The sequence below is a fragment of the Rhizomicrobium sp. genome, assembly GCA_037200385.1.
GTDB lineage: Bacteria > Pseudomonadota > Alphaproteobacteria > Micropepsales > Micropepsaceae > Rhizomicrobium.
On record JBBCGL010000001.1, the window covers coordinates 1,726,122 to 1,751,889 of the forward strand.

Consider the following 25,768-nt stretch of genomic DNA (forward strand, 5'->3'; position numbering starts at 1 on the left):
CCACTCAAAACAATTCAGGAGATAGAATCACATGGCAGCCAAGGACGTTAAATTCGGTGCCGACGCGCGCGAGAAGCTTCTGCGCGGCGTCGACATCCTCGCCGACGCGGTGCAGGTGACGCTGGGCCCGAAGGGCCGCAACGTCGTGATCGAGAAGAGCTTCGGCGCCCCGCGCACGACCAAGGACGGCGTGACGGTGGCGAAGGAGATCGAGCTCGGCGACAAGTTCGAGAACATGGGCGCCCAGATGGTGCGCGAAGTGGCCTCCAAGACCAACGACGCGGCCGGCGACGGCACGACGACGGCCACCGTTCTGGCCCGCGCCATCGTGCGCGAAGGCTCGAAGGCGGTTTCCGCCGGCATGAATCCGATGGACCTGAAGCGCGGCATCGAGAAGGCGGTCGAGATCGTCATCGCCGACCTCAAGAAGCGCTCCAAGAAGGTCAAGTCGAACGACGAGATCGGCCAGGTCGGCACGATTTCGGCGAACGGCGACAAGGAAGTCGGCGCGATGATCGCGCAGGCGATGGCCAAGGTCGGCAATGAAGGCGTGATCACGGTGGAAGAGGCCAAGAGCCTGCTCACCGAGCTCGACGTCGTCGAAGGCATGCAGTTCGACCGCGGCTACATCTCGCCCTACTTCATCACCAACGCCGAGAAGATGGTGGCCGAGCTCGACGAGCCGCACATCCTCATCCACGAGAAGAAGCTGACCAGCCTGCAGCCCCTGCTGCCGATCCTCGAAGCGGTCGTGCAGTCGGGCCGTCCGCTGCTGATCATCGCGGAAGAGATCGAGGGCGAGGCCCTGGCCACGCTCGTCGTGAACAAGCTGCGCGGCGGCCTGAAGGTCGCGGCGGTGAAGGCACCGGGCTTCGGCGATCGCCGCAAGGCCATGCTGGAAGACATCGCCATCGTGACCGGCGGCCAGGTGATCAGCGAAGATCTCGGCATCAAGCTCGAGAACGTCAAGCTGAACATGCTGGGCACGGCCAAGAAGGTCCGCATCGACAAGGACAACACCACGGTCATCGACGGCGCCGGCCAGAAGAAGGACATCCAGTCCCGCGTCAACCAGATCAAGGCGCAGATCGAGGAGACCACGAGCGACTACGACAAGGAGAAGCTGCAGGAGCGTCTCGCCAAGCTGGCGGGCGGCGTTGCGGTGATCCGCGTCGGCGGCGCGACCGAGGTCGAGGTGAAGGAGAAGAAGGACCGCGTCGACGACGCGCTCAACGCCACCAAGGCGGCGGTCGAGGAAGGCATCGTGCCCGGCGGCGGCACCGCCCTGCTCTATGCCACCAAATCGCTCAACGGCGTGACCGGCGACAATGACGACCAGACCCAGGGTATCGCGATCGTCCGTCGCGCCATCCAGGCGCCGATCCGTCAGATCGTCGAGAACGCGGGCGTCGAGGCCTCCATCGTCGTCGGCAAGCTGCTCGAGCAGAAGTCGACCACCTTCGGCTTCAACGCGCAGACCGAGCAGTATGGCGACCTGATCGACACCGGCATCGTCGACCCGACCAAGGTCGTCCGCACCGCGCTGCAGAACGCGGCCTCGGTGGCCTCGCTCCTGATCACGACGGAGGCGATGGTCGCCGATCGTCCGAAGAAGGAATCGGCCGGCGGCGGCATGCCCGGCGGCGGCATGGGCGGCGGCATGGGCGACATGGACTTTTGATTGGACGGCGCCGCAAGGCGCCGGACAATGACCACGCCGAACCCCGGACTTGGTCCGGGGGAAGGCGGGTCGGTCCGGAACCCAGCACAGAATGCGGAAAGGTCCGGTGCGCGAGCACCGGGCCTTTTTGTTTGCGCAGTGCGGACAAATCGTTCGGCACTCTGACCGGCAATGATAGAGTCTGAACCCGTAAAAGGTGTCATGGCCCGCGAATGCGGGCCATCCAGGTGATCCCTGCGAAATCCAACCACAATCAACCTGATTTCATAAAACGAATGGCATCCTGCAGAACCCAGCTGGATGGCCCGCATTCGCGGGCCATGACACCGTTTATTGAGCTCGGACCCCAGGGATGACGAACAAATAAAAAGATTCGACGATTTGGTCGTGTCTTTTGCGCTGACATTGGCTCGAACAATTTGTGAGATACCCGTTGGCCAACGACGTGCGCAGAGACCTCATGGCTGTGCAGCCAGACTACGGACTCGGCCGCTCATCTCGCGGGGAATGCCAACCTGCGCTGACGCGTCTTACTTTCTGTCGCTGCCCGTGGTCTCAAGGTTCGTGGCGGCGTCGGCTGCCCCATCCTTCTCATCCAAATTCCATCCCACCTTCACCGTCATCGGCGCATCCGCGAGCTGGCTGTCCTGGATCGCGGGCCGGTAGTGCCATTTGGCGACGCACTCCACGGCCGCGTCGTCGAGGCGCTCCGAACCGCTCGACTTGGCGACCTTGACGTCGCGCACCGTGCCGTCGGCCGAGACCGTGAAGGCGAGCTCGGTGGTGCCCTCGTCGCCGAGGATGCGGGCGAAGAACGGATAATGGTCGCGGCAGTTCTCCGGCTTCGACAGCGCCGGCGGCCGCGAGACGTGCTGGATGACGGGCACGCGCACCGTCTGCCGCACCACCTTGACCGGCGCCTCGGTGCGCGCCTGCAGCTTCTCGTAGACGTCGTAGAAGAACAGCAGCGACGACCCCGTCGCGATGGCGCCGGCGATCAGCACCGCCCAGATGTGGTGGCGAAACCGTCCGCTGTAGAACAGCCCGGACGACACGATGAAAATGACGAACTCGATGACGATCACAAAGGCCTCTGCCTGGAATGGGCGCGCAGCTTAGCCGCCCGGCGGCAAAACCGCACCGGAAAGCCTCGTGGCAGCTCGGGCCTTCCCCTTGGTCCACAATTTGTCCATTTTCCCGGGCAATGATGATCCCGGTGCTGGGAGCCTCCCGATGCGCAATCCGATGTCCGCCCTCGTTGTCGCCGCCGCCCTGCTCGTGCCGGGCGCGGCGCGCGCCGCCCCGCCGCCCAAGCCCGCGCTCACCACCGCGATCCCGATGAAGAAGGACGGCGGCGTCTATGTCGTGCCGGTATCGGTGAACGGCGCGGTCACCGTGGACTGCATCGTCGACAGCGGCGCGAGCGACGTGAACATCCCCTCGCGCGTCTTCGAACAATTGCTGCGCTCCGGCTCATTGGGCGACGGCGACATGCTGGGGACGCGGACCTACACCCTCGCCGACGGCTCGACCCAGCGCGGCCGCGTGGTGCGCATCAGGGCCTTGAAGGTCGGCGGCCTCGTCGTGAAGGACGTGGTGGCGAGCGTCGGCGGCGCGGGCGCCAGCGCGTTGCTGGGCCAAAGCTTCCTGGAACGCTTTTCGGCGTGGTCGTTGGACAACCGCCATCATGCGCTCGTGCTCGTCGGAACGCCGACCGCAGCGACGCTGCCGCCACGTCCCCCGGCCCCGCACCGCCAGGGACCTGATGACGGCGGACCGATGGTGGCGCAGACGTCGAACGGTCACGCGTCGCACAGCGAAGACGAACGTCCCTCCTCCCCCGCGCACGCCGCGCCGAACGAGGGCGGGCTCACGGCGCAGGATGGCGGGCCGCACTAGGACTCGCCGCGGCTCCCCTTGCCGACTGACTCCAGCAGCCGCGAAAATCGCCCTGGGGGATAACGCGGCCGATTGTTACAGCCGCGCCGGCGCGCCGGCGCGGATTCCATTCGCCTATTCGCGCCAGCATTAAATTTGCTATCCTCGCTGATAATCCGCGCCGCGAATCCCCAGCTTTTCCTCGACGAAGCGTTCGAGGAGATGATGTTCTAACCGCAACGGCATGGCGTGAAAGCGGCATCTGTCGTGCCGGCGCGGCGCGGGTGCGGGGCTCGACCGCTGGCGCAGGATATTGTAACCGTAACGTTGGCTTCAGTTCGCGGACCGGTGACGGAGGAGACATGAAAGAGCAGCAAGCGGCGCCGTCCACTCCCAAGACGACGGTCACGAAATCGGAGTGGGTCAAGCCGACGGTGGGGGTCATCCTGGTGCCGGGGAGCCAGCTCTTCGAGAATTCCGGCGTCGACTTCGACTTGTTCTCGTAAAGTCTCGGTACCCTCTCGAGCGCGCGGACCTGGTGCGCCGATCGGCGGATCACCTGGTTCTTTGCGCGTGCCCGATAACAGATAAGAGGAACCCATGGCCTATTCGATCTACGATGCCTCCATCCCGGTGATGATCCGCGCGCTCACGAACCTGTCGAAGATCCTCGACAAGGCGGTGGCGCAGGCCAAGGGCGAAGACAAGCCGCTTTCCGACCTGCTCGAGGCGAAGCTCGCGGCCGACATGCGGCCCTTCACCTTCCAGATCCAGTCGGCCTCCGATGCCGCCAAGGGCTGCGCCGCCCGCCTGGCCGGGATCGCCGCGCCGGCAATGCCCGATACCGAGACGAGCTTCGCCGAGCTGCACGCCCGTCTGGCCAAGACGATCGACTTCCTCAAGAGCGTCACGCCGGAACAGCTGGCCGGCGCCGAGGACCGCGAGGTCGTGCTCAAATTCCCGCAAGGGGAGATGAAGTTCACCGGCCGCGACTTCCTCGCGAATTTCGCGCTGCCGAACTTCTTCTTCCATGTGACGACCGCCTACGCCCTGCTGCGTCACAAGGGCATCGCGATCGGGAAGATGGATTTCCTCGGCGGCGCCTGAGGCCGCTATTCGGGCTTGCCGTCGGGCTCGGTCTGCGGTGTGTGCTGCAGATAGGGCTCGACGGTGCCCTTGTACTTGACCGTCATCGGCCGGCCGTGGCGGTCGACCGTCTTGCCCACGGCGAGACGGACCCAGCCCTCGCTGACGCAATATTCCTCGACATTGGTCTTCTCGGCGCCGTTGAAGCGGATGCCCACGCCGCGTTCGAGCAGCGCCTGATCGTAATATTTGCTCGTCGGGTCGGTGGAGAGGCGGTCGGGAAGCGTATCGGGCATGGCGGGCCGCGCTGGGATTTCGGCGGCACTATGCGAACCGGGCGCGGGATTGCAACCCGCCGCCGCGATCCCCATTTCCCCGATCATGACCGAGACGAGAATTGTTCCCTGCCCGCATTGCGACACGCTGAACCGGGTGCCCGCCGGCCGTGCCGCCGTCCAAGGCCAGTGCGGCAAGTGCCACAAGCCGCTGTTCGAGGGGCATCCCGTTGCGCTCGGCGCGGCGCGGTTCGACCGCCATGCCCAGGCCGAGCTGCCGCTGGTGGTGGACTTCTGGGCCGCCTGGTGCGGCCCCTGCCGGACCATGGCGCCGGTGTTCGAGAAGGCCGCGCACGCCTTCGAGCCGCGTGCCCGTTTTGCCAAGGTAGATTCCGACGCGGAAGCGGCACTGGCGCAGCGCTTCAACATCCGCTCCATCCCCACCCTGGTGATGCTCAAACGCGGCAAGGAGATCGCCCGCATCAGCGGCGCGCTGCCGCCGGCGGAGCTGGACCGCTGGCTCGAAGCGCATCTGCCGGCCTGACCCGATGCGCGCTACGCCTCGCGAACCGGGTAGCAGCCCAGCATCAGCGTGGTGATCTGGCCCGCGGCTCCGGAGAGCGGCAGGGCGACCTCCGAATGCCAAACCGTGATGCGGCCAAGCTGTACCGGCGAGACGGCGACCACCGGCGCCCCGGCGCGCACCGTTGCCCGCAGGATCGCCCGCAACTGCTGCGCGATGTCATCGGCCAGCTCATCGACCGCCAAGCCGGTTGCCTCGCGTCCGAACCGCCGGATCAGGTTGGTGCCGCAAAGCCTTATCCGGAAGTCGGCTTCGCCGGCGGCTTCGATCAACGCGAGCTGGCCGAGCCAGGGGCGCAATTCCTGCACCGGCAATTCGTCCCGCGAAGGCATCTCCCGGCCGGAACATTTCTGCAGCCAGTAAGACAGCAGCGATTCCAGGTGAGACGGCAGGGAGCGCGTCTGGGCACCCAGGCGATGGATTTCCTGCTGCGGCTGGCCCATCTGCGTCGACGTTCGCTTCACGCGCGACGCCGTAACGGCCGGCGCGTGACACCCAAAAAAATGTTGGACGCAACGCACAGAAGAGCCACCAGAGCGGAAGACGCTGGCGAGGACGCAACTCTTCTGTGCGCCGCTACCTTGACGCCCTCCGCATACCAACCCGATAAAGGACTAGCCTTCCCGCGATTTGCGGGCACGCATCCGCGAGAGAACCCTAGATTTACAAGGGTCACCTTCGGAAATCCTTTGGTCTGCAAGTCGGATTGCAGACAAAAGTTTAAATACCGGGGTTTGCAACCCGGCGTCAAGATAAAAGTGCAGGGAAATCGTCTTGAGCGGCCGGAAGCCTAAAGTAAACACGAGGTCTCCGAGCAATGTCGGGGAAGGTCCGGCCGAGTTCCGCGTCGAACTGGGCTCGCGCATCCGCTGGCTTCTCGACCAGTTTTCCACCCGGGCGGAAGCGGCAGAGATCGCCGGCGTATCCCCCGAGCATCTTCCTTCCTATATCGCCGGACGGGCCAAGCCGCCCTTCGAACTGATCGCCCGGCTCGCGGCCACGAAACAGGTATCGCTCGACTGGCTGGCGAGTGGGGAAGGCGCCCGGACGACGGGCAGCGAAGAGCCCGACGGCTTCGTTGCCGTCCCGGTTCAGGCCGATGCCGATACGCGTTTCGGCGGCACAGAGGAGGAATCCGTGCTGCTGTTCTCGCGCGCCTGGCTGCGGATGATCGCGCCGGGGCCGCAGGACAAGCTCCGCATCGTCGTCCAGCGCGGCAATGCGAACGAGCCGGCGATCCGCGACGGCGATACGATGTTGGTCGACACCTCGGTCGAGAGAATCACCGACGACGCGCTCTATGTCTTCGCGCGAGATGCGCGCTATCTCGCGCGCTTCGTCGAAACCTTCATCGACGGCCGTGTTGCGCTGAAGTCGCGCAATCCCGACTACGGCATGCAGACGCTATCGCCCGAAGAGGCGGCGCGGCTCAACGTCTTCGGCCTGGTGCGCTGGCGCGGCGGTCTGATCTGACGGCCGGGACCCTTCACGTCTTTGCCTGTTTGCGGATCGTCTCGCGCAACTCGGCATTCTCGTCGCGCTCCGCCTCGAGCTCGCGCTCGGCATCGCGCAACCGGACCAATATCCGCTGCGCGGCCGCGCCATCCCGCCGCGCCGCGAACTCGGCGCGCAGGCCGACGAGCTCGGTGAGGTCCTCGACGCAATGGATGATCCATTGGACATAGCCGTCGGCGCCCAGCACGGGCACGTTGAACGGGCTCCAATACCGGGTCTCGAAGACGTCCGAGCCGCGCTGCCTGATGCCGTATTTCTGGATGGTCATCCGATCGGGGGTCCGCGATTTCAGGACCTGCAGCAGGGAGGCGCGCAGGTTCTTGACGCCGTCGGCCGCGTAGTCGTCGGGATCGTCCGGAAAGACCTCGAAGAGGTGATGACCGACGATCTTGTCGCGATCGGTCATCGTCGCCGCGCAATAGGCATCGGTCGCCGCCACGATCGTGAAGCTCGGATCGAGAACCAGATGGAGGCCGGGCGTCTTCTCGAAGACCGCGGCGAATTGGTCTGTGGGCAGACGGCCGTGCACGTTCGCGCCGTCTTCGGATGTGCGTGTCATTGCATCCGCAGGATATCGGCTACCGCCGAAAATATTGGGTGAAACGCTCCCTGCGGCATCCCCCTTATTTTGGGGGGCGTAGAGCGCCGGGCCCTCTACCGCGAGTAGAATTCGCGCCCGGCTATTGCCAGTGATCGAGCTCGATCCACCAATCGCCTTCGATGTTCTTCTCGAACGAGGCGATGCGAACGCGCTTGTCGAGGTAGCTGTTCAGGTCCTTCGGCGGGGGCTCCTTGACCTCGATGATGCGGTACATGGGCGGGCCATAGCGGAATTTCTTGAATGCGGCATCGGGGCCGGTCCCCGACGACCACATTCCGATCCAGAACTGGCAGCCGCGCAGATATTTGACTCCCGTGGCGCCGATATCCGCCAGCAGCGCGCGAAAATGCCTCTCGTCTTCGGCCGGCATCTGAGGCTGGGCCCAGGCGGGGTCGCGCATGATCGTCTGGTCGTAATGCAGCTTGCACAACGCCGTGCGCAGCGCCTCGAAGCTGGCCCGCTTGGCCACGAAGAACGCCGCCATGTCCTTGTCGGCCGGAGGCGGCGGGCCGCCGCAGCCGCTGAGCACAAAAAATGAAGCCAAACAAAAGAGCGCCGCGCGCCGGATCGACCTCATCCCAACTCCTGGTCGCAGAGCGCAGCTACGGTCATCGACCCATGGGCTGCTAACATGAATTCGACAACGCGGAATCCAGGATGGCCTAAGCCGAAACCCATTGCAGGCATGCCGGGGCCCCAAAGCAGCAATTCGGATTGATGCACGACGAAATCCAAAATCCAGTTCGAAGGGCCATTGCGGCAATGACAGCCGAAGCGAAGGCGAAATACTTGCCCCCGGCGCCCCGTCAGGTCCAGACGATGGCTGCGGCCAATGACTGGAAAATCGCACCAACCAAGCTGTGCAACCGGGGTAAAGTGAAGGCGAGGCTATACCTGCGTCTCGAAAGCGATGCTTGGGTGGCGCGAACAGATTGTAAATGCTCTAAACTAGATCTGCTAGGCGTGCCTCGGCACCTCCCGGACCAGCCGAGGCTCCTAGGGGAGATCCACCTTTATTGAGGACAAGCCATGTCGAAGGCCAACAAGCAAAAAAGCAAAGCCCCAGCACGTCTGGAAACCCAGACCGACCTGTCGGACAATGCGATTCCGGAAATCGCCGAGGCGTTGAACGGCCTCGTCGCCGATTCCTATGTGCTTTATCTGAAGACCAAGAATTTCCATTGGCACGTCTCCGGACCGCACTTCCGCGATTATCATCTTCTGTTCGACGAGCAGGCGGCGGAAATTTTCGCGAGCACCGACGATCTGGCCGAGCGCGTGCGCAAGCTGGGCGCGAAGACCGTGCACTCGCTGGCCGAGATGCTCAAGATCACTTCAATCAAGGAGAATGAGGCGGACTTCGTATCGCCCGGCGACATGCTCCGCGAATTGATGAACGACAACAAGACGGTCATCGGCAACATGCGGGCGGCGCACGAGGTCGCGGACAAGCACGACGACGTCGCGACCGCGAGCATCCTGGAGAACTTCATCGACCAGGCCGAGAAGCGCAACTGGTTCTTGTTCGAGGCCAGCCGCGGGGTCGACGGCTCCGGCCACTGACAGGTGCAAGACGCCTCTCCCCGCAAGGGGAGAGGCTGTTTCGCCTAGCCGTGCTTGACCGTGTCCGGCTCGAATGGCCCAAGCATGCAAAGCTCACGCGTTTGCAGCACGCGGATCGACTGGGCGCCGCCGCAGATTTCGTCGATCGGGGTCACGTAGGAAAAGCCGTTGAACTTCAGGCCCAGGCATGGCGTGCGCAGGTGGCTGCGGTAAACCTTGCCGTCCTTCATCCGGAACAGGATATCCTGCGTGCCGACCACCGTGGTGCGGTCGATGCGGCTCGTTTCCAGGCAGATATTGTGCCGCTCGGCCGCCGCCGGCGTCGCCAGCAACGCACCCAGCGCCAGCAGGGCGCCAAGCTCTACGATCTTCTTCATATCGATCCTCCAGTTTTTGACTGCCGCTCCGAAGCCAGTTTCGCGCAGACGGGCGCCGGCGCATAGCCGGAATCTCGCGGCTTTCCTTGACTTACGTCGTCACATTGAATCATGGTCTCGCCCGCTCTTCCGTATGGAGAAACTGCCATGTCCGCCGCCGCCCCGATCCACATCACCCTGCCCGACGGCAAGGCGCTGGAATTCAAAAAGGGCGTGACAGGCGCGGAAATCGCGGCCTCCATCGGTCCGGGGCTGGCGAAGGCCGCAATGATCCTGGAGGTGAATGGCCGGCAATGGGACCTGTTCCGGCCGATCGAAGAAGACGCCCGTATACGGATCATCACCCGCAAGGATCCCGAGGCGCTGGAGCTGATCCGGCACGACGCGGCCCATGTGCTCGCCATGGCGGTTCAGGACTTGTATCCCGGCACCCAGGTGACCATCGGCCCGGCGATCGATGATGGCTTCTACTACGACTTCGCGCGCGCCGAGCCGTTCACACTCGACGATCTGCCGAAGATCGAAGCCAAGATGCGCGAGATCGTCAAGGCGGGGCTGCCGACCGCACGTGAAGTGTGGCCGCGCGACAAGGCGATCCAGCATTTCAAGGATATCGGCGAGACCTATAAGGCGGAGCTGATCGAGAGCATTCCGTCGGACGAGGATGTCTCGATCTACTATCACGGCAACTGGCACGACCTGTGTCGTGGGCCGCATTTTGCGACCACCGCACAAGTCGGCGATGCATTCAAGCTGACCAAACTCGCGGGCGCCTATTGGCGCGGCGACGCGAAGAACGCGCAGCTGCAGCGCATTTACGGCACCGCCTGGCGCGACCAGAAAGAACTCGACGAATATTTGAAGCGGCTCGAGGAACAGGAAAAGCGCGATCATCGCCGCATCGGCAAGGACCTGGAACTCTTCACCTTCTCGCCCGACGTCGGCGCGGGGCTGCCGCTCTGGATGCCCAATGGCATGGTGATACGGCAGGAACTGGAATTTCTCGCGACCCAGGAAGAGCGGAAGGACGGCTACAAGCGCGTTTCGACTCCGGAGATCACCAAGGAGAACCTCTACATCCGGTCGCGGCATCTCGCCTATTACGGCGACGACATGTATTCGCCGATCGATATCGAGGGCGAGAATTATTACCTCAAGCCCATGAACTGCCCGCATCATCACATGATCTATCTGGCGACACGCCATTCCTATCGCGAGCTGCCCGTGCGGCTGGCGGAGTATGGACATTGCTATCGCTATGAAGCGTCGGGCGGGCTATCGGGCTTGATGCGGGTGCGTGGCTTTGCCCAGAACGACGCGCATATCTATTGCCGCTTCGACCAGGCCAAGGACGAGTTCCTGAAGGTCATGCGCTTGCACGCGCGCTATTACGACCTGATGGGCATCAAGGACTACTATATGCGGTTCTCGCTGCCCGACCTGACCAAGAAGCACAACTTCGTGGACGAGCCGGAGCAGTGGAAAGCCGCCGGCCAGGTGATCCGCGACGCGATGAACGAAAGCGGCCTGCCCTATATCGAGGCGGAAGGCGAAGCCGCGTTCTACGGCCCGAAGGTCGACTTCATGATCAAATCGGTGATCGGCACCGAATACGCGATCTCGACCAATCAGCTCGATTTCATGGCGACCCAGACCTTCGGCTTGAGGTACATCGGCGAGGATGGGCAGGACCACCCGGTCTATGTCATCCATCGCGCGCCCCTGGGTTCGCATGAGCGCTTCACCGCGTTCCTGATCGAGCACTATGCCGGCAACTTTCCGACCTGGCTGGCGCCGGTCCAGGCGCGGGTCATTCCGATCAGCGAGAAGGCGTTCGAATACGGCCACAAGGTCGTGGAGCGGATATTCCAGGCCCCTGTGGTCAACGGGACGACCGGCCTGCGCGTCGACATCGATACCTCGAATGAGCGCATGCAGAAGAAAATCCGCGATGCGCAGCTGCAGAAAATCCCCTACATGCTGGTGGTCGGCGAACGCGAGGCTGCGGAGGGCAAGGTCGCGGTTCGCCTGCGTTCCGGCAAGGATCTGGGGCCGATGCCGGTCGAAACCGTCATCGAAAGATTGAAAAAGGAGGCCGAATCCCGCGTGGATGTGGCCGAATAGCCCTTGCGCAAACGGATTTGGCTCCTATTCTTAACACGTCAACGCCGCCCGCTTGGCGCGCCACGAGGACACACGCCCACGCCCCAGGAATCGGACATCGTTTCGCGAGGCTGACAGGCAAGGTTCTCGCGAAATGCGTTTCCGCGCGGGCTCACCACAGGAGAGAAAGTCATAGTTCCCAGACGTTTCCAGCAGCCCGACAAGGTACCAGCCAAGGACGGGCCCAGAATCAACGACGAGATTTTCTCGCGCACGATCCTTTTGATCGGAGACGACGGCCATAAGTATGGCGAGATCGGCATCGACGAAGGGCGCGCGATCGCCGAGGAGAAGGGCTTCGACCTGGTCGAGGTATCGCCCGAGGCCAAGCCGCCCGTGGTCAAGCTGATGGACTACGGCAAATACAAATACGAGCAGCAGAAAAAAGCGGCCGAGGCGCGCAAGAAGCAGAAGGTCATCGAGATCAAGGAGATCAAGATGCGCCCGACCATCGACGACCACGACTACGACACCAAGATGAAGCAGATGCGGCGCTTCTTCGACGAGGGTGACAAGGTCAAGGTCACCTTGCGCTTCCGCGGCCGCGAGATGGCGCACCAGAATCTCGGCATGGACCTGCTGAACCGCGTCCACAAGGACGTCGAGCCGGTCGCCAAGATGGAGCAGTGGCCGAAGATGGAAGGCCGCCAGATGATGATGGTCCTGGCGCCGCGATAGATGTCTTGCGACCGGCGATAGCATCGGGCGCCGACGGCGATCGCTGTCGGCGCCTTTTGCTTATGGTACGGAAAGCGCCGTGAAAGCTGGTCAGTAGCGATACGCGACGGGCATAACTGCGGTCCGCGGCATCGCCATCGGTGCAACAGGCATATGGCGCGCCAGCAGGGTCTGCGGCACGCCGCTGATCATCTTGTAGGCTACCCGACCGTTTTCAACGACCAGCGTCACTTCCGGTATATGACCGGCGGCATTGGCCGCGCCGAAGCCGAGCGAGGCCAGCATGTTCCCCTTGCCGGGTTCCAGGTCGGCGGACTTGAAGACATAGGCCGTGCAGTGGTCGCGCGCTTCGATGCAGTCCTGCAGCGCCTCGTCCAGACGATCGAATTTCGTGGAGTCGCCTGTCATGAAGCGTTCCATCACGCCGAGATAGGAAAGCACTTCCACATTCGGCGTGGCGGAATCGAAACCGAGACCGCCGAGTTGAGAGGCGCGGGTCTCGCCCGGCTGAACCCGAGCATAAGCTTCGGCAAGATCCTTGAGCGATTTGATGCTGTTGGCGGGTGAATCCGCTTGCCGCGGCAGCAGCGTGAGGGTGCCGCATCCGACCAGCGCCAGAGCCACCACGGCAATTGCAATCGAAGCGGCATAGCGGATAGAGCCGCTGGCCTGTCCCACGCCCATAATTACCCCAACGCCCGACTTCTTATGGTTGCCCAATCCTAAACAGGTTGTTGTGGATAAGGGAAGCTCAAGAAGAAAGCATGGTAAGCGAATGCGATTACGGATTGGTGACTGCCGCGCAGCAGCGCGCCAGGGTTGCAGGATCGCAATTACCACCCGTCAGGACCAGCGCGATCGCCTTGTTTTCCGTGGCGATTTTGCCCGCCAGCAGGGCTGCGAGGGCGGCTGCGCCGCCCGGTTCGACGACCAATTTGAGGCGCTGCGCGGCGAAACTCACGGCTTTTTCGAGCTCGCCGTCGCTCACGGTAAGGATTTCCGGCGCCAGGATTTTTGCGAGGGCGAAGGGGATGTGCCCGGGCGCCGGCGCCATCAGGGCGTCCGCGAGGGACAGGGCGCCGCCCGGCGCGAAGGTTCGGCGGCCCGCTGCCAGGGACAGACGCATCCCGTCGAAACGTTCGGGTTCTATGCCGATCACCTTGGTCCCCGGGCTTGCTCCGGAGAGGGCGAGCGCAACGCCGGTGAGGAGTCCCGCGCCGCCGCAAGGCGCGACGACCGCATCGAGAGCGATGCCAAGAGCCTTGGCGTCCGCCGCGATCTCCAAGCCTATAGTTCCCTGTCCTGCTATGACCATGGCGTTGTCGAACGGCTGGATCAGGGTGGCGCCGGTGCGGCCGACGATCTCGCGAGCGATGGCTTCGCGGTCGTCGGTGCGGCGATCGTAGAACACGACATCGGCGCCGAGGCGGCGTGTGCCGGCGATCTTCGCGGCCGGAGCATCCTTGGGCATGACAATCGTGGCAGGCATGCCGAAGAGGGCAGCGGCCGCCGCGACACCCTGTGCGTGGTTGCCCGAAGAAAATGCGATGACGCCGTTGCCGCGGCGTTCTTCCGGGATCTGGAGCGCCGCATTCACGGCGCCGCGGAACTTGAAGGAGCCGGTGCGCTGGAAAATCTCGGGCTTGAGGAACACGCGGCCACCGGTACGGGCATTCAGTTCAGCGTTCTCGAGCAGGGGCGTGCGGACCGCATGGGGTGCGATGCGGACTGCGGCCGCTTCGACGTCGGCGAAGGTGGGGACTGCGATGGACATGGCGGGCCGCTGGACGACTCCGGCGCGATCCTAGAACGGATTCCTGCGGGCGGCGGCATGCATGCCGGGTCTGGCGAATCATGGCTGGACGCATATCGCCGCATAGCAGGCCGGAAGGGGTTGGCACCGTTCGCGAGCCCGGCTTATGGTCCGGCCGTGTCCGGGCCCGGGGGCGGCGGATACAAGCCTTTAATCCGATTTGCGCGACGCGAGACTTCGCATGCTGAAGATCTATCAGCAGCAGAATGGCGGCCTGAAAGGCATGAACCTTTCGGAGGCCGATCCGATTCCGCCCGATGCCGTGTGGCTCGACCTGATCAGCCCGACCAATGAGGAGCGGCGCAAGGTCAATGCCATGCTCGGCATGGAGATGCCGACCCGCGCCGACATGGAGGAGATCGAAGTCTCCAGCCGGCTCTACCAGGAGGACGGCGGCATCTTCCTGACCGCGCTGATCCTGTCGAACATGGAGACCGACCAGCCGTTCGCGGACGTGGTGAGCTTCGTGCTGAGCCAGGACAAGCTGGCGACCGTACGTTACATCGATCCGCAGCCCTTCAAGACCTTCGCGGCGCGCTGCGAGCGCGGCAGTGCGACGCCGCAGCGGGCCGAAATGGTGCTGATGGGGCTGCTCGACGTGATCATCGACCGCATGGCCGACGTGCTGGAGCGTGCCGGGGCGGAGATCGAGACCCTCTCGCGCGAGATCTTCCAGCCGCACGAAGGCACCGTGATGCAATCCAAGGACTTCCAGAACGTCCTGCGCCGGCTGGGCCGCAAGCACGACCTGACGGGCAAGATGCGCGAGAGTCTCTTGTCGATCAGCCGCGTGCTCTCCTTCCTCACACCGGCGATGGAGGGAAAGCCGAACAAGGAGGTGCGGACGCACATCAAGACGCTGACGCGCGACGTCCAGTCGCTGCAGGACCACACCGGATTCCTCGGCGGCAAGCTCAACTACCTGCTGGACGCGACGCTCGGGCTGATCAATATCGACCAGAACAACATCATCAAGATCATGTCGGTCGCGGCGATCGTGTTCCTGCCGCCGACCCTGTTCGCCTCGATCTGGGGAATGAACTTCCAGAACATGCCGGAGCTGCATACCGCCTGGGGCTATCCCGTCGCGCTGGTCATGATCGTCATATCCGGCATTCTGCCTTATGTGTGGTTCAAGCGCCGCGGCTGGCTATAGTCGGGCGCTATGCAGCATTCCTCCCGCGGCATCGCGCTGAAGCTCGGCGCCACGCTCGCTTTCGCCCTGCAATATGTCGGCATCAAGCTGGCCGGCAACGTGCCGGTCGGCGAGATCGTGTTCTTCCGCGCCTTCTTCGCGCTGATCCCGCTCTTCCTCCTGGCGACCCGGACCGTGGGACTGAAAGCGGCGGTGCATACGGCGCGGCCGGGATTGCATATCGTGCGCGGGGCGGTGGGCGCGACGGGGATGTTCCTGAACTTCGCGGCGCTCGAGCGTCTGCCCCTGGCCGACATCACGGCGTTCGGCTTCGTGCAGCCGATCTTCGCGGTGGTGCTGGCGGCGCTGGTGCTGAAGGAGACCGTAGGGCCGCATCGCGGCGCCGCAGTGGTGATCGGTTTCGCCGGAATCCTCCTGATGATCGAGCCGCATGGCGGGCTGTTCGCCATCGCGGGCCACGGGCTGTCGGGCGGCGCGCTGCTGGCCCTGACGGGCGCGTTCTGCTCGGCCTTCGTGGTGATCTATATCCGCCAGATGAGCGCCAGCGAGAAGAGCGAGACCATCGTATTCTGGTTCATGTCGTTCTGCGCGGTGGTCGGCGCGGCGACCATGCTGTGGTGGCGGGTGCCGCTGCGCTGGGACCAGGCAGGCTGGCTGGTCGCGGCGGGGATCGCGGGCGGGGTGGGACAGATCGCCATGACCTTTTCCTATCGCTATGCCGAGCCGTCGCTGCTGGCGCCGTTCGACTACATCGGAATGATCTGGGCGGTGGCCTTCGGCTATCTGATCTTCGCCGAAGTGCCGGCGCTTCCGGTGATCGCGGGCGCCGCGGTGGTGACGGCCGCCGGCGCGTTCATCGCCTGGCGCGAGCATCGGCTGGGACGCGAGCTGGCGAGCCGGGTCGAAGCGATATAGCCGCGAAAAAAAGGGCGGAGTCGTTGCCGTCTCCGCCCCTGATCTACCCGCGCCGCAGCCAGCGGTCGGCCGCATCCGGCCGGCCGACAGGCACTCCTCGCTTCGAACCCACGGTCCCCTGCGTCCTGCTCCGCGCTGCCAGACCCTCGCATAGCGAGGCGGGAACCGCTCGGCGTCCGCGCGGGCGAGCACGAGCGCGCGCCCCCGACCTGTATGTGCCCATGCTGCACCCCGTTAGTTCATAGCCTCCTCGGACCTTTATCGTGAGCAGTATAAGGCCGGTTTTCCGGTGTTGGATAACATTTATCCAAGACTAATAAAATCAACGCGCTAGATAGAATCCGACACGACTTATCCCCGTCCGGATTTTCGCGATGCAATTACTTCCGGTTACTCGCCGCAGGTCGCGTCCCGAGGCATACTGCAACCCGAGTCGCGGCGTCTACGTGACGACAGTGGACTTGGAGATTCCCATGCATCGCAGAATTGTGGCGGGCGGCTTCGCGGCCGTCCTTGCCGTCGCGTTCTCCGGCCTCGTCGCCCTGGGCCAAGCCCCGGCCGGCCAGCCCCTCGGCGACCAGCAATCGCCGATCGTGATCACCGGCGCCATTCCGGCGCATATCCAACCGCTGCAGATCCGCTATCCGCGCGGGCTGGCGGAGTTCGACGTCTACAATGACGGCCATACGATCAAGGTCGCACCGCTGCGCGTCACCTACGAGACGATGTATGACGGCAAGACCTACAAATTGTCCGAATTCCATTTTCACCATCCTGCCGAACACCAGGTGGCCAACGCGCCGCCGCCTGCACCGCAGATGGAGGTGCATTTCGTCAACAAGAACGCGGACGGCACCGCGGTGGTCTTCGGCGTGTTCGTCGATGCCGGCGGGCAAAATCCCGCCTTCGCAACGGTCATGCGGGCGGCGCCGCTCCAGCCCGGCGTCCATGTGGTGGTCCACATCGACCCCAGCGAGCTGCTGCCGGCGGATCATCATTACTGGATGTATATGGGCTCGCTCACGACGCCGGACTACGACCAGGTCGTGCGCTGGATCGTGCTCAAGCACCATGTGCGGGTCGACCAGCCAAGCATCGACAAATTCGCGAGCATCTTCCCGAACGATGCCCGGGAGGTGCAGGACCTGAACCGGCGGTTCATCCTGGAGGGACCGGCACATTGAAAGACGTCATCCGGAGTGCCGACGCGTCGCGTTTCCTCCCCCGTGTTTACGGGGGAGGTGGCGCGCCGCGCAGCGGCGCGACGGAGGGGGGCAGCGCCGTGCCGGCCCCCTCCACCAATCGCTTCGCGATTGGTCCCCCTCCCCCGTAACAACGGGGGAGGAAAAATCTTACGCGAAGCTCTTGGCGGCGCCTTCTTGTTGCGTCGCGCGGCAAAGATTATCCAGCTCGGCGACGAACTCTTCGCCGAAATAGTACCTGAGCTCGTCCCGCGCCCCTTCATACACCGTGGGACCGGCGCCGGCGCAGGCCAGGCTCTTGTCGTGGACTTCGCTGCTCGCCACCAGGACGCCATAGTCGAAGGTGGTGGGGAACAGCGTGCTCACCATGGGCTTGAGCTCGTGATAGTCGATGCCCTTCTCCAGCGCATAGCCATGGATGGCGCAGCCGCGGCCCTGCGGACTGCGGAAGACGCAGCGGCCGCCCTTCTCCTGCGTGCGAACATAGCGGCCGGTGGGGAATTCCGGATCTTCGACGATGTCGGCGGTGAACCATTCGCTGCGCGGCACGGCGATGCGGGCGGCAAAGTCTTCGCCCAGCGCGGCGAGGCGCATGACGTTGCCCAGGTCGATGTCCACGCCATAGGAGCAGCACTGGTCGTCGCAGAAGGCGCAGTCCATGCAGCGCGCGAAATAGCGCAAGGCGAAGATGTCGGTATCCACCGAATGGATCACCGGCGCGCCCTGCACGCAGACATAGTCGCGGGCGAGCCGGACGACGGCCATCAGCGGGCGGCGCCGGCCAGCGCGGTGTCCACCAGCTTGACGATGAGCTTGTCGTAGGGGATGCCGAGCTCGGCGCCGGCGGCGGCGAAGCCGGCATCGGGCGCGATGCAGGGGTTGGTATTGATCTCCAGCACCAGCGGCTCGCCCTCAGGGGTCACGCGGAAATCGACGCGGCAATAGCCGGTGAGGTCGAACAGCTTCCACACCCCGATGCAGGATTTGCGCAGCTTGGCGGCGAGGACGGGATCGTTCTTCTCGGTATCGAAGGCGCGGACCATCTGGTCGTTGATGTCCAGGCTCTCGTCCCATTTGGCGCCATAGCCGACGATACGCGGCTTGTCGGACGGCCAGTCGTCGAACCGCATCTCGGCCAGCGGCATCACGAGAGGCTCCCCGTCGGGGCCGTCCATCACCGAAATGTTGAACTCGCGGCCGTCGATATAGGCCTCGGCGAACCATGTGCCGCCGTGGCGGCGGGCGCTCTCCTCGGCGCGGGCGACGACGTCCTTGCCCAGGCAGACGCAGCCGTCGTCGAGGCCGACCGAGGCGTCCTCCAGCGTGGACTTGACGATGTACTTCGCGTCGTCCTTCAGGCCCTTCCAGTCAGGCCCTTCGCACCAGTCGGCGGTGGGGATGCCGGCCTCGCGCATGCGGCGCTTGGTGAGCGGCTTGTCGGAGGTGAGCGCCATGGCGACGCCGTCGGCGCCGGTGAAGACCGCACCGGCCTCGTCCAGCATGCGCGGCGCGGTGCAGGCGAGCGCGCCGATGCCGTCGATGCCCTCGACCAGGTTGAACACGACGTCGGCCCTGTGCGCCGCCAGAAGCGCCTCGAAGCGGTCGGGATCGGGCGTGAAGGGCGCCTGGGCGACCTCGTGGCCGTTCAGGGCGAGCGCGTCGGCGACCGCGGCGGCGGAGGTCAGGGTGTCGATCTCCTCCGGCGGCGCGTCGGGCGCCACGTCGGAGTGCAGGACGAGGATGCGCATCTTATTTCCCCTTGAGCGCGGGATAGCGCGCGAGGAAGGACTCCATGATCTTGCCGATCAGCTCCTGGTAGGAGACCCCCTCGCGCTCCGCGATGAAACACATGTCCGAATACTCCGGGCGCAGGCCGGCCAGCGGATTCACCTCGATGAAATGCGGGCGGCTCGCGCCGTCATAGCGTATGTCGATTCGCCCGCCGTCACGGCATCTGAGACAGCGCCAGGCGGCGAGCGCGACGTCGCCGGCGGCCTTCGCATCGGCCGGCGGCGCGCCCACGATGTCGAGGCGGCCGTGCCAGTCCTCCTTGTTGACCAGGCCGTAGCCGTGACCGTGATAGCCGGCGAGCGGGACGATCTCGCTGACGCCCAGCACGGACGCGGCGTCGCCCGTGCCGGTGATCGCGACGGTGAACTCGCGGCCCGGCAGATAAGGCTCGACCAGGACGGGCTGCCGGAAGCGGGCCAGCAGGTCGGCGGCGGTGGCGGCGAGCTCGGCAGAGTTCTCGACCCGGTTGTTGGTGCCGATGCCCTTGCCCGAACCCTCGGCGACCGGCTTGCAGAAGAGCGGGAAGGGGAGCGTCACCTTGGGCAAGTCGGCCAGGGTCTCGATCACCGCGAAATCGGTGGTGGGCACGCCGCAATCGCGCACCACCCGCTTGCACATCGCCTTGTCCAGTGTGAGCGCCATGGTGAGCGGATCGGAGAAGACGTAAGGGATCTCATAGGCTTCGAGCAGGGCGGGAACCTGGGCCTCGCGCGAGAGGCCGTGCAGGCCTTCGCAGAAATTGAAGACCCCATCCCAGCGCTCGCCGGCGGCGAGGCGGGCGGTCAGCGGCTTGATGTTGCCGATGCGGTCGGGGACGAAGCCGAGGCCGGTGAGGGCGTCGCAGAGGCCGTCAATGGTGACCTCGGCGTCGAATTCGGCGGTGTCCTCCTCGCTGTAGCCCAGCGCGAGGTAGTCGGAGCGCAGGTCGTAGGTGACGCCGATGCGGAGCATGGATCACCTCCCCCTTGTGGGGAGGGTTCGTAGCGACAGCGTACGAACGCGCGAAGCGCGTCGGGTGGGGGGCAGCTCTATCCGGACGGGGCATCCCCCCACCCGAAAAACCGCTGCGCGATTTTTCGACCTCCCCACAAGGGGGAGGTGATGATCCATCATAGCTGCTCTCGACCTGCGTCGTTATTCGGCGGCGAGCTTGAGCTTGCCTTTGCCGCGGCCCAGCGTGCCGCCCGGATCGGGGTAGCGGTAGACCTGGCCCTCGAAATTCTTGAGCAGCAGGTCGTCGCCGTCGCGGCCCATGACGAAATCGGGGGCGAGCTGGATCTTGCCGCCGCCGCCGGGCGCGTCGACCGCGAAGATGGGCGTCGCATAGCCGGTGGTGTGGCCGCGCAGGCCCTCGATGATCTCCAGGCCCTTCTGCACCGTGGTGCGGAAATGGGCCGAGCCGCTGATCGGGTCGCACTGGTAGAGGTAATAGGGACGCACCCGGCGCTTGAGCAGGCCCTGCATCAGGGGCTTCATCACGGCGATGTCGTCGTTGATGCCCTTCATGAGCACGGTCTGGCTGCCCAGCGGGATGCCGGCGTCGGCCAGGCGGGCGGTGGACTCGGTGACCTCGTCCGTCAGCTCATTGGGATGGGTGAAGTGGATGCTCATCCACAGCGGATGATGCTTCTTGAGGATCGAGACCAGGTTCTTGGTGATGCGCTGGGGCGTCACGACCGGCATCTTGGTGCCGATGCGCAGGAACTCGATGTGCTTGATGGCGCGCAGGCGGGTCAGCAGCCAGTCCAGCTTGTCGTCGCCGATGGTGAGCGGGTCGCCGCCCGAGAGCAGGACGTCGCGGACCTCGGTATGGGCCTCAAGGTAGGCCAGCGCCTGTTCCCACTGCTTGAGCGAGAAATTGTACTCGCCGCCCGGATTGCCCACGACGCGGGCCCGGGTGCAGTAGCGGCAATAGGTCGAGCAGGTGCCGGTCGTGAGGAAGAGGACGCGGTCGGGGTAGCGGTGGACGATGCCGGGGGCGACCGTGTCGTGGTCCTCGCCCAGGGGGTCGTTGTCCTCGCCCGCGGTGCGGATGTATTCGCCGCCGGTGGTGATGTGGGTGCGGCGCAGCGGCTCGGACGGATCCCGGAGGCCCATGAGCGACGCATAATAAGGCGTGATGCCCACGGGCAAGGAGCCTTTGTGGCGGGCGACCGCCTGATATTCGTCCTCCGACAGGCGGAAAATGCGGGCCAGCTCGTCGAGGGTGCGGATGCGGGCGCGCATCTGCCAGCGCCAGTCGTTCCACTCGACCGTCGAGGTGCCGGGGTAGAACTCTTTATAGAATGCGCGGGTGTCGGGGTTTACGGGGAAGCGGAGCGCGGTCTTCTTCGCGGGCAGTGCCGCGGCGACGGGCGCGTCGGACGCTTCCTTCAATTGGGGTCGGACGTCCTGCCTTGGGCGTATCGTCCGAAGCGGAGGCTTGGCTTCACGCCCCCGCGCGATCTGGAGACTCATCGTCCTATAAGACGCTCCGGTGTTGCCGATCACGCGAAAGCCCCGACGACTCCCCATCAACGATCCTGCAACGCGCCGATATTTAGTGGCTTGAATACAGCCGTCAAGAGAAACGAGAGAGGGGGTGCAGCCCGCGATGGCGCAACGCAGCGCCCCGGAAGGCCGTACACCCCCGATTCAATCCGTAGACGGATTATTTCGGCCGGCGGCGCGGACGCCGGCGGGCGCGGCGGGCGCGATTTCATCTAAGCCTTGCGCCATCGATATGAAACGTGTTTCGCGAATCGCGGCAACGGCACGGGGCCAGGGCTCCTGCAAGCGTCGCCGGTCCATCGCGGATGTCGCGACGGCGGGGTCGCGCCGAGGCCGGGCGGGGGCTACGTCCCTGTGAATGAAAATCGCATTTGTGGCCCGCTGGCATCACTCGGCCGGGGGAACGGTCACGTCATGGGTCGCGGTGACTCGGTAGAGGGTCATGTGGACCTTGGCGCCGCGCGTGTAGTTGAGGCCGTCGAGCCGGGCGAGCGGCGCCGCGTCGGTCTCGAGCTCGGCGATATGGGCGAGGAAGGCGGCGCGCTCATGGTCCTCGATGAGGGCGAGGCCGCCCTGATAGCCGCCGATCTCGGCGGCGCTGCGGCCGTCGGTCAGGCGGGTCTCGCTGCCCAGGAGGAACATCATGCTGGGCTCGGTGTAGCCGGCGAGCGCGGGCGGCGGGTCGCCGGGACGCTGGTATTTCGCGATGAGCGCGGCGGCGCGGGGGCTGATCCAGATCGCGTCGAGGCGCGGCGCGGCGCCGGCGGTGAGGGTCGGATAGAAGACCAGCGCCGAAAGCGCCGCAGCCGTGAAGGCGAAAAGCCTGGCGCGGCGCAGATGGGCGATGAGCGCGATGGCGCCCAGCGCCGCGCCCAGCGCGGCCAATCCCACCAGCCACCAGGTCGTCCCGCTGCCATAGGACCGGGTCGCGAGGATCGGCGCGGCGGCGAGCGCGGCGGCGCCGACCGCGAATTGCACGGCCGCGAGATAGAAAAGCACGGGCTGCCAGCGGCGCTCGCTCGCGTCGCGCGGCCAGAACAGCCATAGCGCGGCCAGCATGGCGAGCGGCGGATAGGCGGGAAGGACGTAGTTGGGCAGCTTGGTCGGTACGGCTTCGAACATCAGCCAGCTCGCGCCGGCCCAGGCGAGCAGGAAGCGGGTGGCGGGATCGGCGAGGCGGCGCAACGCGGCGCCGAGGCCGGGCACCACGAACAGGATCGCGGGCCAGAAGGTCAGCGTCACCAGCAGCAGGTAATAGCCGGGCGGCGCGCCATGGCTCTCCTGCCCGCCGGCGATCTTGGCGGCGAAGTCCTGGCCCAGCGACTGCTCGTAGAATTCGCCGTGGCTCGCGACGAGGATCGCGACGGCCCAGGGCAGCACGATGAGGAGCGCGAGCGGCACGCCATAGAGCGGCCTGGTGGTCTTCAGCCAGCGCCAGTCGCCGCGCTCCCAGGCGAGAAGGGCGAGGATGGTCACGGCGCAGACGCCGGGCACGACGGGTCCCTTGATCAGGACCCCGGCGGCGAACGCGGCCCAGCCGAGCAGGACGGTGCGCGTCGGAACGGCGGCCCGGGTTGTGTCGCGCGCCGCGAGATAGACGCGCAGCAGGACGCCCATGGCGCCCATCACCGCCGCGAGCTGGCAGGCATCGGTCGTCGCCATGGTCGATTCGGCGGTGAGCAGGAGCGAGGTCGCCAGCAGGGCGGCGGCGCCCCACGCGACCTCGGCACTCGCGAAGGCGCGGGCGCACCAGAAACACAGCAGCACGGCGAGGATGCCGCCGAGCAGCGAGGCGAGGCGGTAGGTCCAGATATGGCTGCGGTCGCCCAGCCCGGCGATCGCGGTCGTTGCCGATTGCAGCCAGTAGATCCCGGCCGGCTTCTTGTAGCGCGGGACATGGCCGAAGCGGATGTCGACGAAATTGCCGCTCTCGAGCATCTGGCGGGAGGATTCGGCGAAGCGGCTCTCGTCGCGGTCGATCGGCGGCAGGCTCAGGATGCCCGGCGTCCACAGGACGATGCAGAGCAACGCCAGCGTCGCCCACCAATGCCGTGCCGCCCAGGACAGTGCATGGCCGGCGGGGCCGGCCGGAACGACCGGACCCGCCGGCGGCAGGACGGCCGGCGACGGCGCCTCATCCGCGTCGTCTCTCATGTCAGATTCCTCCGGAACGAAGCTTGTATGCCCGCCTTGGGGCCGGACGGATCGGCCATAAGGAATGCGGCAAATGGGTCATCCTGGAACAAGCCTGTTTCTGGACGGCATGGGCCTGTATAAGGCGCCCGGCCGGAACGCATACGCGAAAGCGGGAAGCCGGGAAGACCGGCAGGCCGCCACTCTATTCTACGACGGGATCGAACGGAACCTCAGCATGGCGGCCTCTCTCTCCGTGGTCGTGCCCGTCAAGGACGAGGCCGAGAATGTCGGGCCGCTGGCGCGCGAGATCGCGGCCGCGGTCGCCGGCGAGGCCGGGGCCGAGATCATCTTCGTCGACGACGGCTCGCGCGACGGCACCGCCGAGGCGCTGCAGGCGCTGAAAGCGGAGATCCCGTCGCTGCGCGTCATCCAGCACGGCACCAATCTCGGACAGAGCCGCGGCATCCGCACCGGCGTGCGCGCCGCGCGCTCGGACATCATCGTCACGCTCGACGGCGACGGACAGAACGATCCGGCGGACATCCCCAAGCTGCTCGCGATCCTGCGCGGGCCCGACAACGCGCAGATCGGGGTCGTCTCCGGCGTGCGCGCCAAGCGCCAGGACACGTTCAGCCGCCGTCTCGCCTCGCGCCTCGGCAACGGCATCCGCCAGGGCCTGCTGAACGACGGCGCGACGGACACGGGCTGCGGCCTCAAGGCCTTCCGCCGCGACGCCTTCCTCGCCCTGCCCTATTTCGATCACCTGCACCGCTTCATCATCACGCTGATGATCCGCGAGGGCTATGACGTGCGCTTCGTCGAAGTGAACCACCGGCCGCGCACCCACGGCAGCTCGAAATACACCAATTTCGGCCGCATGCTGGTGAGCGTGAACGACCTTCTGGGCGTGCGCTGGCTGCAGCGGCGCTTCAAGCGCGGCAGCGAAACGCGAGAGCTTTGATGACCTATCTCACGCATCTCTACCTGCAGGCGGCGTCGCATCCCTACGACACGCTGTGGGGCGGCATCGGGTTCGTGGGCCAGATCGTGTTCGGCATCCGGTTCCTCATCCAATGGGTGCGGAGCGAGCAGGAGGGCCACAGCGTGGTGCCGCTGGCCTTCTGGTATTGCAGCATCATCGGCGGCGTCATCAGCCTGACATATGCGGTGCACATGCAGGCCTGGCCGCTGGTGCTCGGCCAGGCGATCCCGATCCCGATCTATGTCCGCAACCTGTACCTTATATATCGCGACCGGTCGGCGGAGAGCCCGGCCGCTTAACCAAGGCCGCGAAAGCCGCGTTAACCGCGCCCCTTTTTCGCCCCAATATGGTACAAGCCTCACATGGCCGTGGTGGCCCGTTGGTTTGGCGCATCTTCCGGGCAAGCCCGCCGGGATGCTTCAGGGGAGGTTTCGATGTTCCGTCTGTTTCCGCTGCTTCTGGTCCCGGTCGTCATCTACAATCTGATCGTGTTCTTCGGCGGCGTCCTGTTCCATATGAACATCCAGGACGCGCTGAGCAGCGCGCATGCGCTTCCCATCCGGATGTTCTCGGGCGAGGCGTGGAATTTCAGCTTCGGCGACCTGCTGATCCTGCTGACGCTGGCCCTGCTGTTCGTGGAAGTGGTGAAGGCGACGCGCACGACCTCGCGCGAGATCATCAATCACGGCCTGTCTATGCTGACCTTCGTGATCGCGCTGATCGAGTTCATCACGCTGAAGGGCTTCGCCTCGTCGCCCTTCTTCTTCATCATGATCATGACCCTGTTCGACGTGATCGCGGGCTACACGATCTCCATCGTCGCGGCGGAGCACGACCTCGGCCTGGGCCGCGCCGGCACGGACTGAGCGGACGGGCGACAACC

The 25,768-nt window shown here is 65.1% G+C and carries 28 protein-coding genes; 15 read left to right on the forward strand and 13 right to left on the reverse strand.

Features of this window, described 5'->3' with window-relative positions; genetic code table 11:
- Positions 1–31 precede the first annotated feature (31 nt).
- Positions 32–1,681 carry a chaperonin GroEL gene (groL, locus tag WDM91_08090; protein ID MEI9994539.1) on the forward strand — a complete coding sequence of 550 codons (1,650 nt, stop codon included), beginning with the start codon at positions 32–34 and terminating at the stop codon, positions 1,679–1,681.
- Between the two features lie 530 nt (positions 1,682–2,211).
- On the opposite strand, the gene WDM91_08095 is transcribed toward groL, so the two are convergent.
- Positions 2,212–2,766 (reverse strand): energy transducer TonB, encoded by a 555-nt coding sequence (locus tag WDM91_08095; protein ID MEI9994540.1) that lies wholly within the window; start codon positions 2,764–2,766, stop codon positions 2,212–2,214.
- A 160-nt stretch (positions 2,767–2,926) separates the two neighbouring features.
- Here WDM91_08095 and WDM91_08100 point away from each other — a divergent pair, with 160 nt between their 5' ends.
- The 3 genes from WDM91_08100 to WDM91_08110 all read left to right on the forward strand — a co-directional run bounded on the left by WDM91_08100 (position 2,927) and on the right by WDM91_08110 (position 4,666).
- The gene (locus WDM91_08100) at positions 2,927–3,580 is read left to right on the forward strand and encodes a retropepsin-like aspartic protease (GenBank protein MEI9994541.1); all 654 of its coding nucleotides are present in this window, start codon (positions 2,927–2,929) and stop codon (positions 3,578–3,580) included.
- Between the two features lie 341 nt (positions 3,581–3,921).
- Complete coding sequence (locus WDM91_08105) at positions 3,922–4,065, forward strand: hypothetical protein (GenBank protein MEI9994542.1); 144 nt, start codon at positions 3,922–3,924, stop codon at positions 4,063–4,065.
- Between the two features lie 94 nt (positions 4,066–4,159).
- A complete protein-coding gene (locus WDM91_08110) occupies positions 4,160–4,666 on the forward strand; it encodes a DUF1993 domain-containing protein (protein ID MEI9994543.1) in 507 nt (168 codons plus the stop codon).
- 5 nt (positions 4,667–4,671) lie between these two features.
- Here WDM91_08110 and WDM91_08115 read toward each other — a convergent pair whose 3' ends face one another.
- On the reverse strand, positions 4,672–4,941 hold the full coding sequence (locus WDM91_08115) for a DUF3297 family protein (protein MEI9994544.1): 270 nt from the start codon (positions 4,939–4,941) through the stop codon (positions 4,672–4,674).
- On the opposite strand from WDM91_08115, the gene trxC reads away from it, so the two are divergent.
- Positions 4,940–5,464: a thioredoxin TrxC gene (gene trxC / locus WDM91_08120; protein ID MEI9994545.1), complete on the forward strand. Its 525-nt coding sequence runs from the start codon at positions 4,940–4,942 to the stop codon at positions 5,462–5,464. The two genes, WDM91_08115 and trxC, sit on opposite strands and share 2 nt — an antisense overlap.
- Positions 5,465–5,475: 11 nt before the next feature.
- Here the strand turns inward: trxC and WDM91_08125 are convergent, their stop codons facing one another.
- Positions 5,476–5,967 carry a PAS domain-containing protein gene (locus WDM91_08125; GenBank protein MEI9994546.1) on the reverse strand — a complete coding sequence of 164 codons (492 nt, stop codon included), beginning with the start codon at positions 5,965–5,967 and terminating at the stop codon, positions 5,476–5,478.
- A 310-nt stretch (positions 5,968–6,277) separates the two neighbouring features.
- Between WDM91_08125 and WDM91_08130 the strand changes: the two genes are divergently transcribed.
- Complete coding sequence (locus WDM91_08130) at positions 6,278–6,976, forward strand: S24 family peptidase (protein MEI9994547.1); 699 nt, start codon at positions 6,278–6,280, stop codon at positions 6,974–6,976.
- 13 nt (positions 6,977–6,989) lie between these two features.
- On the opposite strand, the gene WDM91_08135 is transcribed toward WDM91_08130, so the two are convergent.
- Both WDM91_08135 and WDM91_08140 read right to left on the reverse strand, forming a co-directional pair.
- Positions 6,990–7,577: a PAS domain-containing protein gene (locus WDM91_08135; GenBank protein ID MEI9994548.1), complete on the reverse strand. Its 588-nt coding sequence runs from the start codon at positions 7,575–7,577 to the stop codon at positions 6,990–6,992.
- A 121-nt stretch (positions 7,578–7,698) separates the two neighbouring features.
- Entirely contained in the window at positions 7,699–8,163 is a 465-nt protein-coding gene (locus WDM91_08140; protein MEI9994549.1) for a hypothetical protein, read from the reverse strand.
- A 485-nt stretch (positions 8,164–8,648) separates the two neighbouring features.
- On the opposite strand from WDM91_08140, the gene WDM91_08145 reads away from it, so the two are divergent.
- The gene (locus WDM91_08145; GenBank protein ID MEI9994550.1) at positions 8,649–9,182 is read left to right on the forward strand and encodes a DNA starvation/stationary phase protection protein; all 534 of its coding nucleotides are present in this window, start codon (positions 8,649–8,651) and stop codon (positions 9,180–9,182) included.
- 44 nt (positions 9,183–9,226) lie between these two features.
- Here WDM91_08145 and WDM91_08150 read toward each other — a convergent pair whose 3' ends face one another.
- Positions 9,227–9,559, reverse strand: a complete 333-nt coding sequence (locus WDM91_08150) for a hypothetical protein (GenBank protein ID MEI9994551.1) — start codon at positions 9,557–9,559, stop codon at positions 9,227–9,229.
- Positions 9,560–9,706: 147 nt separating this feature from the next.
- Here WDM91_08150 and thrS point away from each other — a divergent pair, with 147 nt between their 5' ends.
- Together thrS and infC are read left to right on the forward strand one after the other, a co-directional pair.
- A complete protein-coding gene (gene thrS / locus WDM91_08155; protein ID MEI9994552.1) occupies positions 9,707–11,683 on the forward strand; it encodes a threonine--tRNA ligase in 1,977 nt (658 codons plus the stop codon).
- Between the two features lie 228 nt (positions 11,684–11,911).
- Positions 11,912–12,400: a translation initiation factor IF-3 gene (gene infC / locus WDM91_08160; GenBank protein ID MEI9994553.1), complete on the forward strand. Its 489-nt coding sequence runs from the start codon at positions 11,912–11,914 to the stop codon at positions 12,398–12,400.
- 90 nt (positions 12,401–12,490) lie between these two features.
- Here infC and WDM91_08165 read toward each other — a convergent pair whose 3' ends face one another.
- Both WDM91_08165 and WDM91_08170 read right to left on the reverse strand, forming a co-directional pair.
- Positions 12,491–13,084: a hypothetical protein gene (locus tag WDM91_08165; protein ID MEI9994554.1), complete on the reverse strand. Its 594-nt coding sequence runs from the start codon at positions 13,082–13,084 to the stop codon at positions 12,491–12,493.
- Between the two features lie 97 nt (positions 13,085–13,181).
- A complete protein-coding gene (locus tag WDM91_08170) occupies positions 13,182–14,174 on the reverse strand; it encodes a threonine/serine dehydratase (protein MEI9994555.1) in 993 nt (330 codons plus the stop codon).
- Positions 14,175–14,394: 220 nt separating this feature from the next.
- On the opposite strand from WDM91_08170, the gene WDM91_08175 reads away from it, so the two are divergent.
- The 3 genes from WDM91_08175 (at position 14,395) to WDM91_08185 (ending at position 17,468) form a co-directional block, all read left to right on the forward strand.
- A complete protein-coding gene (locus WDM91_08175; GenBank protein ID MEI9994556.1) occupies positions 14,395–15,369 on the forward strand; it encodes a magnesium transporter CorA family protein in 975 nt (324 codons plus the stop codon).
- Positions 15,370–15,378: 9 nt separating this feature from the next.
- Positions 15,379–16,284: a DMT family transporter gene (locus WDM91_08180; protein MEI9994557.1), complete on the forward strand. Its 906-nt coding sequence runs from the start codon at positions 15,379–15,381 to the stop codon at positions 16,282–16,284.
- 473 nt (positions 16,285–16,757) lie between these two features.
- Positions 16,758–17,468: a carbonic anhydrase family protein gene (locus tag WDM91_08185; protein MEI9994558.1), complete on the forward strand. Its 711-nt coding sequence runs from the start codon at positions 16,758–16,760 to the stop codon at positions 17,466–17,468.
- Between the two features lie 168 nt (positions 17,469–17,636).
- Here WDM91_08185 and WDM91_08190 read toward each other — a convergent pair whose 3' ends face one another.
- From WDM91_08190 to WDM91_08210, 5 genes are all read right to left on the reverse strand, one after another.
- Entirely contained in the window at positions 17,637–18,251 is a 615-nt protein-coding gene (locus WDM91_08190) for a hypothetical protein (protein ID MEI9994559.1), read from the reverse strand.
- Positions 18,251–19,234: a hypothetical protein gene (locus WDM91_08195; protein ID MEI9994560.1), complete on the reverse strand. Its 984-nt coding sequence runs from the start codon at positions 19,232–19,234 to the stop codon at positions 18,251–18,253. The genes WDM91_08190 and WDM91_08195 overlap by 1 nt, the downstream gene beginning before the upstream one ends.
- Position 19,235: 1 nt before the next feature.
- Complete coding sequence (locus WDM91_08200) at positions 19,236–20,228, reverse strand: hypothetical protein (protein MEI9994561.1); 993 nt, start codon at positions 20,226–20,228, stop codon at positions 19,236–19,238.
- Positions 20,229–20,411: 183 nt separating this feature from the next.
- Positions 20,412–21,653 (reverse strand): KamA family radical SAM protein, encoded by a 1,242-nt coding sequence (locus tag WDM91_08205; GenBank protein ID MEI9994562.1) that lies wholly within the window; start codon positions 21,651–21,653, stop codon positions 20,412–20,414.
- Positions 21,654–22,154: 501 nt separating this feature from the next.
- Positions 22,155–23,921, reverse strand: a complete 1,767-nt coding sequence (locus tag WDM91_08210; GenBank protein MEI9994563.1) for a glycosyltransferase family 39 protein — start codon at positions 23,919–23,921, stop codon at positions 22,155–22,157.
- Positions 23,922–24,138: 217 nt separating this feature from the next.
- Here WDM91_08210 and WDM91_08215 point away from each other — a divergent pair, with 217 nt between their 5' ends.
- The 3 genes from WDM91_08215 (at position 24,139) to WDM91_08225 (ending at position 25,751) form a co-directional block, all read left to right on the forward strand.
- Positions 24,139–24,864: a glycosyltransferase family 2 protein gene (locus tag WDM91_08215; GenBank protein MEI9994564.1), complete on the forward strand. Its 726-nt coding sequence runs from the start codon at positions 24,139–24,141 to the stop codon at positions 24,862–24,864.
- The gene (locus WDM91_08220; GenBank protein MEI9994565.1) at positions 24,864–25,184 is read left to right on the forward strand and encodes a lipid-A-disaccharide synthase N-terminal domain-containing protein; all 321 of its coding nucleotides are present in this window, start codon (positions 24,864–24,866) and stop codon (positions 25,182–25,184) included. The genes WDM91_08215 and WDM91_08220 overlap by 1 nt, the downstream gene beginning before the upstream one ends.
- 135 nt (positions 25,185–25,319) lie before the next feature.
- On the forward strand, positions 25,320–25,751 hold the full coding sequence (locus WDM91_08225) for a hypothetical protein (protein MEI9994566.1): 432 nt from the start codon (positions 25,320–25,322) through the stop codon (positions 25,749–25,751).
- Positions 25,752–25,768: the final 17 nt, after the last annotated feature.